Source organism: Mycolicibacterium iranicum, from assembly GCF_002101705.1.
GTDB classification, from domain to species: Bacteria; Actinomycetota; Actinomycetes; order Mycobacteriales; family Mycobacteriaceae; genus Mycobacterium; species Mycobacterium iranicum.
Genome location: NZ_LQPC01000006.1, coordinates 19,532 through 29,814 on the forward strand (window position 1 = coordinate 19,532; position 10,283 = coordinate 29,814).

Consider the following 10,283-nt stretch of genomic DNA (forward strand, 5'->3'; position numbering starts at 1 on the left):
GATACCCAGCAGCCGCCGGGGACTCATTTGATGAGCCCATCAGGCCAATGCTTCTGGTGGGCCTTGTTGATGTGGCGGAGATTGCCGAAGATGACCTTGAGTTCGGTCGTGGACGGCACGTCGTCGTCATGACTTCCGGGATTGAGCACCTTGGGCAGGGTCTTCCACTGGCCCTTCTCGGAATTACCCTCGACGACAAAGGGATAGAGCAAGGTGAGCAGGTCACCGAGTTGGGTGGCCTTGGCCTCGACGTCGGTGATCGTCGTGGGGGTGCCCGCGTCGGTCGTACCGGTGGCGATGATCTGCTTGGCGAGCCGTTCAGCAGCAGAGCGCATGGTGTTGCACGCCGACCGGCGACCTTTCGCCGTGGGGGCGTGCAGACTCTCCTCGGCTTCGAGCATCAGCTGTCCGAAGGTGTCGGTGGTCTGGGTGGGCTCGGTCCCCGCGCGGATGTCGATGAGATCGAGCTTGTAGGCCAGGAAGTCAGTGCCGCCGTGGTTGGTGTAGGACCATTCGGCGAGCTTGCTGTCGAACGTGGTCAAGATAACTTGAGTGCCGCCCGTGAGCAGGGCGCCCAACGTGTACTGGACGAAAGTCAGTCGGTGGCCGGCGTCGCTGCCGGGGATCGGGTCGTCGAGGACCACGATCGGGGCGCCGAGCAGTTCGGTGCGCGCCAAGAAGATCGACAATCCCAGCGCGTTGAGTTGCGAATCGCTGTAGACGCCAAGGGCTTCCCGCTCTACCGGGGTACTGGTGGCATCGACGCGGAGGTCGGCGATCAGGTTGACGAACAGAGTGCCGGCGGCGCGGCGCTTGATGCCGCCGAAACCGACGAGTTCCTCGGGGCGGATGGTGGACCACCATTTGGTGATGGTGTCGCTCATCTGGGCGAAGCGGTCGTCGAGGACCGCTCCCGCGCCGTCGCGAAGGGCCTTTTCGGCGGCGGTGAGACGCCGAATGGTGCGTTGGCGGATGGCTTCGGTGACGACGTCGGCGATCAGTTCTGTCCGTACTGCCACCAGATCGGCTAGTTCGGTCAACCCGCTGATGGTGATGCGTTCGCGGGCGGCGTCTTCGACGGCGGTGCGCAGCACCGCGGCGGGCGTGGAATAGTCCGCGCTGGCTTCGCTGAGTCGACGGATTGCGCCGTCGATGCCCAGATAGCGAGTGGCGATCCCCTCGGGGAGGGGTTGGCGTGTGCCCACGGCGTCGCTGGTCTCTTCGACGGCGAGCCGCGCCGCCGCCACGGCGGTGGCCAGGTCGTGGGCGGCCGTGGCCACGACGTCAGCGGCCGCTTTTGTGGCGGTCAGTAGTGCGACGTCGACCCTCAGGCTGCGTAGTGCGTCGGCGGCGGCGACCAACTGTTCGTCTGTCCATGTCGCGACCGCAGGTGTCGCGGCGGTCGCCGCAGCGGCGAACTGATCGAGTTCGTGACGCTTGGTGGTGAGGACCTCGGAGGCGTCCTTGGCTACGTCGCCAAGGCTTCGGGTACGGCGCAGATGATCGCGAAGGACGTCGATCCGGTCAGAGGTCAACGCGTCGTCGGTGCCGCACACCGGACAGGCCGCAGGGTGATCGAGGTGCGCGTACTCCTCGATGCCCAGCAGCGCATCGAGGACCGGCGTTAGCCGAGCGGTGTGCTGGTCGAATTCAGCCAGCGCGGTGGCATAGGGCTCCAGGTCCGGACCTGCAGGATGTTCCTCGGGCAGCTCCGTGACCGCGAACGCCGAGAGTGGGAACGCGCGCTCACGCTGCGCGTCGAGTGCCTCCCCAAGAGCGGCGGCGAGATCGTCGACCGTTTCGAAGACGGGTTCGGCACCTCCCGCGTCAGCCAGGATCGCACCCCCCGCAGTGCGCAGCGCCTTGTCGACAGCGGTGCGCGCGGCATCGGTGGTGAGCGGCTTCTTCGTCAACGCGCTGATGGCGGTGCCCGCCGGTGCTGCGGGGGTGGCGGTGAGTGTGTTGACGCGCTGAAACGCCGCACCGGGCCGCTCGGCTTCCACCCGCCCGCGCGCTGCCCGGACACGTTCACGGAAGGAGTCCAGGTCGGTCAGCGACAGCAGCGCCTTGAAGTAGCCGACGCGCTGCTTGGGTTCGGTCGACAGGACGTGGCGCAGGATGTGCTGCAGCAGAACGGGCGCACGCACCGGCGGGTCGGCCAGCGCCAGCCCCACGCCGTCGAGGTCGGCGGCCTCGGTGCCGTCGATGAGCAGGCGGCTTTCGCATTCGGTGCCCTGGCCGAAGTCGCTGACCAGTTCCCGGCGTACCTGATGGGTGTTTCCCGCGGCGTCGCGGACCACGGCCTGGACGTAGACGTCTGTGTCGCTGTCGGCGAGGTGGGCATTACGCAGGCTGTCGTTGTACTCCGCTTTCGCGCCGCCGAGCAGTTCACGGCGGCTACTGCGGCCGCTGATCAGGAACTCGATGGCCTCGGCGAGGCTGGTCTTGCCCTGGCTGTTTCCGGCGTGGATGACCACCAGTCCGGCGTCGAGGTCGAGCGTGCGGGGCTCGGTGCCGAAGGCTCTGAACCCGCGAATCTCCAGCGACACCAACCGCGTCGCGGTCGTGGCGTGGCTCATGGCTGCCGCCAGGTGGCGATGACGGCATCAAGGGCGTCGTCGAGGTCCTTTTCGGTCGTGGCATGAGCGATCGCGTCGGCCAGGGCGCGGGCGTCCTGCTGACTGGCCGTGTCACCGGTGAGTTGGCCGCGCAAGGCATCGAGGTTGGGCAGAAGCTCGCTCATCGAAACGGCAGCCTACTAACCACCACCGTCACAGCCTGGGACCTTCAACTTGTCGATGAACTTGGTCGAGGCCGATCCCCCGTGTAGGGGCAGGCGGCTTACGCTTCGAAGGTGACGGAAGACGACGGCGGGGTGCGGGACCGCTCCTCCCCCGCGCTGCCGCGTCAGCGGCCTGACCTTGGTGCCCCGAATGACTGCGATGAGCCGTCTCTCGACGAAGACGACTGGCCCATTGATGATCTCGACGACTGGCCTTTCGATGATCCATCCGTTGACATTGCGCGTCTCCGCGAATCGCTGATGGAGTCGGAAGCCGACATCGCGGCCGGCCGCACGTTCGGCGAAGACGAGATCCGCACCGACTGCGGTCTCCCCCGAAAATGAGGTCCAAGTGATTCGCGCGGAAGCCGAGCCCGACCCGGATGACCTCGATGTCGGCTACGCCCAGCTGGCGGCGGAATTCAACAGCGAGACCGCTAAAGGTGAACGTCGGTCCGCGCGGGACCGCTACACGGCTCGGCCCGAACAAGCGTAAAAGCAAAGAACCCGGGTCGACCGCCAGGATCGAATACCGGGTTCTCCTAAGCCTCAACCGGGGCAGCGCATCAAGCGCAACACCGGTCTGTGCAGAACCCCGGCCGCGTCATGGCTTCAGGCCAGAGAGGCGGTGTCCGGGGACTTCTGCCGATGATGTTACCGGCGACCACAGCGCCCTTTATCACGCCAGCAGACGGTTTGGCCCACGTATCATGAATACATGTTTTCTTACATGTAAGTTTGCATGTAGACATGCTTACATGCAAATTGGTAGATTTCTTCCATGACTGTTGCGGTAGATAAGCAGTGCGAAATCGTGGCGGTGGCGTTGCAGAAGGGCGGCGTCGGCAAGACCACCACGACGATCAACCTCGGCGCGAACCTGGCGGCGATGGGTCTGCGCGTCCTGGTGATCGACATGGATCAGCAGGCGCACAGCACCAAGGGGTTGGGCATCGAACTCGACGCCGAGGACGCGTCCATGTACGAGGTTCTGCACCCGGACCGGGCGATGCGCGTCCCGTTGGCCAAGGTCATCGTTCCGACGCAGTTCGGCATCGACGTCGCGCCCGGTCATCTCGCGCTCAAGGAGCTCGAGCGAACCGGGCTTGGATCGGGCGGCCAGTTGCGGCTAGCGCGCCAGCTCGACGACATCGAGGGCTACGACTTCGTGCTCCTGGATTGCCCGCCGGCCTTGGGGGAGCTGACCACCGCAGCGCTCGCGGCCGCCGATTACGTGTTGGCCGTCCTCAAGGCCGGCCCCGACGAGGTTGACGGCCTAGTGGAACTGGGCAACTCGATCCTCGACGTTCAGGAGACCCTCAACCCCGACGTGGAGATCCGGTACGTGCTGCTGGCCGACTTCGACGGCAACCCGAAAGCGAGCAAGGACGTGCGCCGGCAGCTGCGGGCCGACTGGGGGGAGTGGTCTGACGGCGGGGCCTACCTGGGCGAGATCCCGCACACGGTGCGAGTCGTGGAGGCCAAAGGCAAACGCGTACCGGTCAACGTGCACGCCCCGACCAGCACGGCAGCGGTGGCCTACCGCGAGGTTGCCGAACGTATCGCGGCACGGCGGCAAGCAGCATGAACGCCACATCGAAACCCACCGGATTGCAGGTCGGCTCCACCCGTCCGCTGTCGCGGGCAGAACGACGCGCCCAAGCCGCACGAGTCACCGCCGACGACACCCCCACCACCGGGACACCGGCACCGGCCGAGCCTGAGCCGCAGGACGCCGAGATCCCGCCCGCACCCGCGGTGACCGGTGGCGAGGAGAAAGCTCAACCGACCGAACCGGTTCGGCTCAAGGCCCGGCAGCGCAAGGTGAAGAGTCCGTTCGCCACACAGCTGCACGCGGGAACCCTCGCGCGGCTCGAATGGATCAAGACCCGCGGATACGTCATCACCGACACCGTCGACGAGGCCATCAACCGCTACCTGGACGACGCCGGCATTCCAAAGCCGGACCGCAACGACCGCATGCCCTGAAACACGGGCGCGCAACGTAAGCCCACGTCATCGCCATGACTGGTGGCGAACGTAGGTGCCCTTACTGCCCACCAATCAAGGGCGTCACGGGGGAGGGGAGCGGACTTCCCCGGCCTCGATTGTGGCGAAACGGTGGGTGGTGGCCGTCAAGGCCGGTAACCGCCGCTGCGCGGTCGACCTACGGCCGAGCCTGGACAGCCGCCACCCACCGCGCAAACGCGCCAGTACGAGGAAGCCGGACGGGAAACGCTGGCCAGACTCCCAGGGGGTCCGAGCTACTCGGCCTGGGGCACCCCGGCACGGTCCAAGAACTCGTTGAGCGCCGCATCCACGATGTCGGTGACCGCGTACCCGCGGTCCTTCAACACCTCCACGCGCTGCTGCGTGCCGGGCCGCACATAGGTGTTCAACGGCACCTTCTGCTGCCGCTTACGCAAGGGAAGCGCGCTACCGGCGGCGTCGGGAGCACCGCCGTCGAGAGCATCCCCAGCCGAATCGGGCATGCACGCATCCTACATGCATCCCTAAAAGTAGCTTGCACGCAATTTGCTTGCAAGTGTGCACGCACGCTCTTACAGTGGTGGACATGGAAACCCTCGGCACGGTCCAAGACGACGTGAGTGCGGTCCGGGACTTCGCATCCCAGGTCCGTGCGCTGTGCGCGCAGCTGACAGCCAATCCGTTCAACACCCCCGCCGCAGAGAAGCTCCTCGATCTGCTCCTGGAGGATGCCCCGGCAGTGGATCTCGCCTTCGAACGGGTGTTGCGGTCGGTGATCTACGGGCCCGCATCGACCGGCGCCCCGATCCTGGACATGCTTGGCGGCCCACTCTGCACCCCGCACGCCGCGCTCGTCGTCGGTGCGGCGGCCTAAAGTCGGCCCTGATGAGCGCACCCTCGCCGCCGCCGAAGCCGGGCTCCACCGAGCACTGGCAGGCATGGCTGCAGCGGTACGGCGGTGACTACACCACCGACGCCGAGCGCCGCGCCGCCTACCAGGACTTCACGACGAACCTGGACACCATCCAAGCCGTCTTCTCCCAGTCCGATGACATGCACGCCGCCGGCTACCTCGAAGCCCACGAACGGGTGGCCAGCGGCGACGCAGACAACCCCGACGACGCCGAGACATGGGTTCCAGGCGATCTCCTCGGCCACGCGCGGGCGGACTGGCTCGAAGGCTTCCGTTCCCACTTCGAGCCGTAGGCCCAGCCCTGGGGAGGAAGCGGTCGGAATCGTGACACCACGCTTCCCGGCCCGCACCCTACGACCTCGCCGCGTGCACTTCTGCACGTCCGAGACCATGCCGCCACCCGTCGATCCCGCAATTCAGCGCACCGTCCAGGCGGTCTACACCACAAACCTCGGGCTACCCGAGGACTGGACCACCGACCAGCGGACCGAGTTCATCCGCGACGAGGCCGACCGAATCACGTGGATGGCCCGTGCCCACGCCGCCACTCTCGGCGACCTGAGCATCCGCGACTGGACTTGCCGAAACCACGGCCAGGAGCCAGACCCATTGACGCAGACTGCATTACGCACCGAGGCCCGCGCCCAAGCCGTGCGCCAGGTCCTCAGCACGGAACTGTACGAACTCATCCCCACCGAGGTCGACGACTGGTGATCGCGCACCACGTGTTATCTGGAACGGACCTCAAAATTCACACCAGTACCACCCGCCTCGGCGTGTCCTGATGCTGAATCACCGATCGGACTGGAAGGGTCAACGTCATGCCAGCTCACGCAAAAGGCGAACGCAAGGCATACACCGTTCGCCCACCCATCGAGGCCGTTCCGCTCCTAGAGGAGAAGTTCGCGCAGTCGGGCGTTTCGTCCATGGCGCAGTACATGGCGGACCTTCTCGCCATCCACGCCGGCCGACCAGACCTGGTGCGTGAACTCGGAAAAGTCGACAAGGAGGTTCTGCCGCTGGCGATGTGATCACCCCGCCAGGACCTCAACTTTGCTGGTCGGCCCTGGCATATGTGACATCTGAATAGCCGGTGTGCGGATTACCCCGCTGACATGACGAAGGCCCCGCGTTAGCGAGGCCCTTGTCTGAGGTTTTGAACCGAGCGCCAACTCGGTTCTGGGTCCGCACCCATTCCCCGAAGGGATCTGTCTGGTGGACAGTTCTCACGGTAGCGCACGTTCTGCTGCAGTTTCAGAAACGCCGCGAATCGAGTGCGTAAATCGTGACCTTTTGCATGCCCCGTCACGTCGAGCGAGTAGTACCTGGCCGACGCCGTTCGGCGCTGCTGTAGCCCCGGCTGCTCCCAGTCCGCATGTGGTGCGTGCGCTGGCGCACGAGCGTCGCCGTGACTGGGTGACGCGCGCCGGCTCCTGCGCACCGTCCGCGCCGATGTGGACCAGCCGCGGCGGGTGGCTCGACGGGCTGTCGCGCTGGGTCCACTCCCCGGCGTTCGGACAGCTGTGCGCGCAGGCGCGGGTGTCGATCACCACGGCCACGCTGTTGTCGATCGCCACGGTGATGGCCGAGCACGCCGATCACGACACCGGCCGCCACGTCGCCGTCACCCGCGCGACAATCGCCGACAAGGTGGGCTGCGACGTCCGCACCGTCACCGCCGCCTGGCGCGTCCTGAGGGCCTCCAGATGGGCCGTGGAAGCGCAGCGGGGCCACGGTTCGACAACCACCCCCAGCATCGGCCGGCGACCCTCGGTGTACCACCTGGTACCGCGTCGCGAAGCCCGTCCCGCGACCCCCCCACTCGTGCATGATTTCCACCTACCGCCGTCAGGCGGTGTTGGTTGTTCTTCTCCCGTAGGGAATTACTCACCAAGCAGGCGCGCAAGCGCGCCCACCAACCGATGCTGCGACACGACGCGACAACCACGGCCGCGGCGCGCTACCGCGCGACCGCTAGCCACCCAGAAACTCGCCGCTGGACTGGTCGCGCTCACCCACGGTCTCGACCGCGCCCACATCGGTGCCATCTGCGACGCACTCACCGGCGTCGGCATCGACCCTGCGGTGTGGTCCGCGCGTGCGGTCAACGACGCCCTCAACGCCGACATGCGCGCCCGAGGAACGACCTGGCCCGACCACATCGCCAACCCCGGCGCGTTCCTCGCCAGCCGGTTGCGACGGCTGTCCTGGACACCCCCCGAGACGACCCCGACAAAGGCCGGCGGCTGCGCCGCCGCCAGCATCGACCAGACGCCGCGCCCGGTGGTGCTCACCGACGCAGCGCGGGCCCGGATCACCGCCGCCCGAGAAGAGATCCGCCGAGTGCTCACCGAGCGCGCCCAACGCAGCCGCGAGGACCACACCAGCAGCACGCTCACCGCGTTGTCGCGGCGCAACATCGGGGTGTCGGTTCAGACACGGCACGGCGGCGCGATGAACTGACCCGCAGCAGACCACCGCGCGGTCCGCGGAGACGCGATGGAGCGCACCGTTGAAGGTTCCGATCGACGACGCGCCTAGTGGTTGCGAACCGCCGAGCGGACGTTGCGGCCAGACGCCACCCTCAGCACCCCCCAACCAACGGCCTCTTCGTCGCTTCTCACCCACGTCTTTTCCGCGCTGTCTCCCACCCCTCTCCTGTTCCTCTTTGCCCGCTCACCGCATCTCCGCTGCCCTCTCACACCCCACCCGACCCCTAGCACTGCTCTACCACCATAACGATATGGCACATTTGCACAAATTTGTGCGATGCTTGTGGTGCCGGTCCCGTTCGGGGTTTCCCCTTGTGATCCTGGGCGGGATCGGTCGGGGAGGAGGTGGGTTGGGGTGTTGACGGTGGCGAAGTTGTCGCTGTGGTCGGTGAACTATTACAACGACACTGCGCGGGCGGTCGGTGATGCGGTGGCGGACCGGCAGAAGGCCAACGGGGGATTGGCGGAGTACTACGCCGAACGCGACACCCGCACTCCGGTCTGGGCGTGTGCGGGGGATGTGCGCGCGGTCGCGGAAGCCGTGGGGTTGGGGGCTTCTGAGCGTGCCGGTGGGGACGCTGATCCCGACGCAGTGGCGCGCTGGCTGGACAGTGGTGTAGCACCGAACGGAGAGTGCGGCCGGGCGCACGGCAAGGGCGGTGTGCACGGGTTCGATCTGACGTTTTGCGCGCCCAAGTCGGTGTCGTTGGTGCGGGTGTTCGGCAACGATGTGGCCGACAAAGCGGTCAACGCGGCGCACCAAACCGCGATCGCGGAAGCCCTGGAGTATCTGAGCGCGCATGCCGGCTACACCCGGGTGCACAACCCGGTCACGGGAGAAAAAGACCTGCAAAAGTTGCCGGGTTTGGTGGCCGCGGCCTATCAGCATGAGACCTCGCGGGCGGGCGATCCGCACCTGCACACCCACGTGCTGGTGCCCAATCGGCAGGCCCGCGCTGATGGCCGGTTGGTGTCCATTGACGGCACCAGTTTGTTTCACGAAGCGCGCGCGGCGGGGATCATTTATCAGGCCACCCTGCGCCATGAACTGCACCGCTTGATCGGGGTGGAGTGGGGGCGGGTGGATGCCCGCACCGGGATGGCCGAGATCGCCGGCATCGACCCCAACACCATCACCGCCTGGTCGACGCGCAGCACCGCGTTGCGGGAGTGGGCGGCTTCCAATCTGACCGTCGTTGAGGGCGGGAAAAAGGTGTCGCAGGCGCAGTTGGCGGCCGCGCAGAAAGCCACCCGACCGCGTAAACCGGAGTCGCTGTCGTGGGCGGAGCTGCGTGCCCAGTGGCGCGCCGAGCGCCGGGGTTTCCGGATCGAGCGCGACGGCCAACTCGAGGCGCGAACCGCCCGTGAACGCGCCGCACAGACGGCCGCGGCGCGCGTCACGCGCAGCGGGATCGTGGTGGATCGCCGCGCGGTGGCGGCGATGGCCTCTCGCGCCGACAAAGCCGCGCTCACTCGCGCGGATCTGGTCGAGATCATCGGCGCGCAATTACCTCTCATTGTCGACAGTGGGGCCGGTGAGGACGGGTCGGCGCCGCTGCCCCGTCAGGTCATCGAAGCGTGCGTGGACACCGTCGGGATGCGGTTGACTGCGCCGCGGCTGGCGCATCAACGCGAGGGCTCGGAACGGTTCACCGTCGACCAAATCCTGGCCGAGGAATATCAGGTGTTCCAGCTGGTCGACAGCGCCAATGTTCGGGCCTCGGCGTGGGTCCGCCCGGAGCACACCGCCGCGGCGTTGAAGCTTTCAGAACAACAGCACCAGGTGGTCACCATGATCGCGTCCACACCGCAGTTAGTGATGCCGCTGTCGGCGCCGGCGGGGGCGGGTAAGACCACCTCGATGCGGGCGTTGCGCACCATCGTCGAGAAACGCCACAAGGCGAAAATGATCGTCATCGCCCCCACCGGGAAAGCCGTCGACGTCGCCCTCGCTGAGGGCGCCGCATCGGCGGGCTACACCATGCACGCCGCGTTGAAACGGCTCGCCGAAGGCCAACTGGAGTTGGGGCCCTTCGATGTCGTTGTTGTCGATGAGGCCGGCATGGTCGGCACCGGCCACTGGCATCAACTGCTGTCCGCGACGACG

General features: G+C 66.7%; 13 protein-coding genes. 10 read left to right on the forward strand and 3 right to left on the reverse strand.

The annotated features are described in order from the left end of the window. Positions 1 to 23 precede the first annotated feature (23 nt). Together AWC12_RS01325 and AWC12_RS30935 are read right to left on the reverse strand one after the other, a co-directional pair. Positions 24 to 2,579, reverse strand: coding sequence for an AAA family ATPase (locus AWC12_RS01325; protein ID WP_024449097.1), 2,556 nt, complete (start codon positions 2,577 to 2,579; stop codon positions 24 to 26). Continuing rightward, positions 2,576 to 2,743, reverse strand: a complete 168-nt coding sequence (locus AWC12_RS30935) for a hypothetical protein (protein ID WP_157863566.1) — start codon at positions 2,741 to 2,743, stop codon at positions 2,576 to 2,578. Before AWC12_RS30935 ends, AWC12_RS01325 begins: the two co-directional genes overlap by 4 nt. A 111-nt stretch (positions 2,744 to 2,854) precedes the next feature. Here AWC12_RS30935 and AWC12_RS01330 point away from each other — a divergent pair, with 111 nt between their 5' ends. From AWC12_RS01330 to AWC12_RS01340, 4 genes are all read left to right on the forward strand, one after another. Next, positions 2,855 to 3,127 (forward strand): hypothetical protein, encoded by a 273-nt coding sequence (locus AWC12_RS01330; protein ID WP_024449096.1) that lies wholly within the window; start codon positions 2,855 to 2,857, stop codon positions 3,125 to 3,127. Between the two features lie 7 nt (positions 3,128 to 3,134). Beyond that, a complete protein-coding gene (locus AWC12_RS30940) occupies positions 3,135 to 3,278 on the forward strand; it encodes a hypothetical protein (RefSeq protein WP_162834994.1) in 144 nt (47 codons plus the stop codon). A 285-nt stretch (positions 3,279 to 3,563) separates the two neighbouring features. After that, positions 3,564 to 4,370, forward strand: coding sequence for a ParA family protein (locus AWC12_RS01335; protein WP_024449095.1), 807 nt, complete (start codon positions 3,564 to 3,566; stop codon positions 4,368 to 4,370). Then, positions 4,367 to 4,771: a hypothetical protein gene (locus AWC12_RS01340; protein ID WP_024449094.1), complete on the forward strand. Its 405-nt coding sequence runs from the start codon at positions 4,367 to 4,369 to the stop codon at positions 4,769 to 4,771. Before AWC12_RS01335 ends, AWC12_RS01340 begins: the two co-directional genes overlap by 4 nt. A 275-nt stretch (positions 4,772 to 5,046) precedes the next feature. On the opposite strand, the gene AWC12_RS01345 is transcribed toward AWC12_RS01340, so the two are convergent. Then, the gene (locus AWC12_RS01345; protein WP_024449093.1) at positions 5,047 to 5,274 is read right to left on the reverse strand and encodes a hypothetical protein; all 228 of its coding nucleotides are present in this window, start codon (positions 5,272 to 5,274) and stop codon (positions 5,047 to 5,049) included. Positions 5,275 to 5,357: 83 nt separating this feature from the next. On the opposite strand from AWC12_RS01345, the gene AWC12_RS01350 reads away from it, so the two are divergent. The 6 genes from AWC12_RS01350 to mobF form a co-directional block, all read left to right on the forward strand. After that, on the forward strand, positions 5,358 to 5,645 hold the full coding sequence (locus AWC12_RS01350) for a hypothetical protein (RefSeq protein ID WP_024449092.1): 288 nt from the start codon (positions 5,358 to 5,360) through the stop codon (positions 5,643 to 5,645). Between the two features lie 11 nt (positions 5,646 to 5,656). Then, positions 5,657 to 5,977: a hypothetical protein gene (locus AWC12_RS01355; protein WP_024449091.1), complete on the forward strand. Its 321-nt coding sequence runs from the start codon at positions 5,657 to 5,659 to the stop codon at positions 5,975 to 5,977. 31 nt (positions 5,978 to 6,008) lie between these two features. Then, positions 6,009 to 6,398, forward strand: coding sequence for a hypothetical protein (locus AWC12_RS01360; RefSeq protein ID WP_131705542.1), 390 nt, complete (start codon positions 6,009 to 6,011; stop codon positions 6,396 to 6,398). A gap of 107 nt (positions 6,399 to 6,505) precedes the next feature. Continuing rightward, complete coding sequence (locus tag AWC12_RS01365; RefSeq protein WP_016343910.1) at positions 6,506 to 6,715, forward strand: hypothetical protein; 210 nt, start codon at positions 6,506 to 6,508, stop codon at positions 6,713 to 6,715. A 421-nt stretch (positions 6,716 to 7,136) separates the two neighbouring features. After that, a complete protein-coding gene (locus AWC12_RS01370; RefSeq protein ID WP_234813792.1) occupies positions 7,137 to 8,147 on the forward strand; it encodes a rep protein in 1,011 nt (336 codons plus the stop codon). Between the two features lie 384 nt (positions 8,148 to 8,531). Further along, on the forward strand, positions 8,532 to 10,283 hold a 1,752-nt coding region (gene mobF, locus AWC12_RS01375; RefSeq protein WP_234813793.1), incomplete at its 3' end, for a MobF family relaxase.

Excerpts from the sequence above, each read along its gene's own strand:
- AWC12_RS01325 (WP_024449097.1), bottom strand. The coding sequence starts at position 2,579 with ATGAGCCACGCCACGACCGCGACGCGGTTGGTGTCGCTGGAGATTCGC.
- AWC12_RS30935 (WP_157863566.1), bottom strand. The coding sequence starts at position 2,743 with ATGAGCGAGCTTCTGCCCAACCTCGATGCCTTGCGCGGCCAACTCACC.
- AWC12_RS01335 (WP_024449095.1), top strand. The coding sequence starts at position 3,564 with ATGACTGTTGCGGTAGATAAGCAGTGCGAAATCGTGGCGGTGGCGTTG.
- AWC12_RS01340 (WP_024449094.1), top strand. The coding sequence starts at position 4,367 with ATGAACGCCACATCGAAACCCACCGGATTGCAGGTCGGCTCCACCCGT.
- AWC12_RS01345 (WP_024449093.1), bottom strand. The coding sequence starts at position 5,274 with ATGCCCGATTCGGCTGGGGATGCTCTCGACGGCGGTGCTCCCGACGCC.
- AWC12_RS01350 (WP_024449092.1), top strand. The coding sequence starts at position 5,358 with ATGGAAACCCTCGGCACGGTCCAAGACGACGTGAGTGCGGTCCGGGAC.
- AWC12_RS01355 (WP_024449091.1), top strand. The coding sequence starts at position 5,657 with ATGAGCGCACCCTCGCCGCCGCCGAAGCCGGGCTCCACCGAGCACTGG.
- AWC12_RS01365 (WP_016343910.1), top strand. The coding sequence starts at position 6,506 with ATGCCAGCTCACGCAAAAGGCGAACGCAAGGCATACACCGTTCGCCCA.
- AWC12_RS01370 (WP_234813792.1), top strand. The coding sequence starts at position 7,137 with ATGTGGACCAGCCGCGGCGGGTGGCTCGACGGGCTGTCGCGCTGGGTC.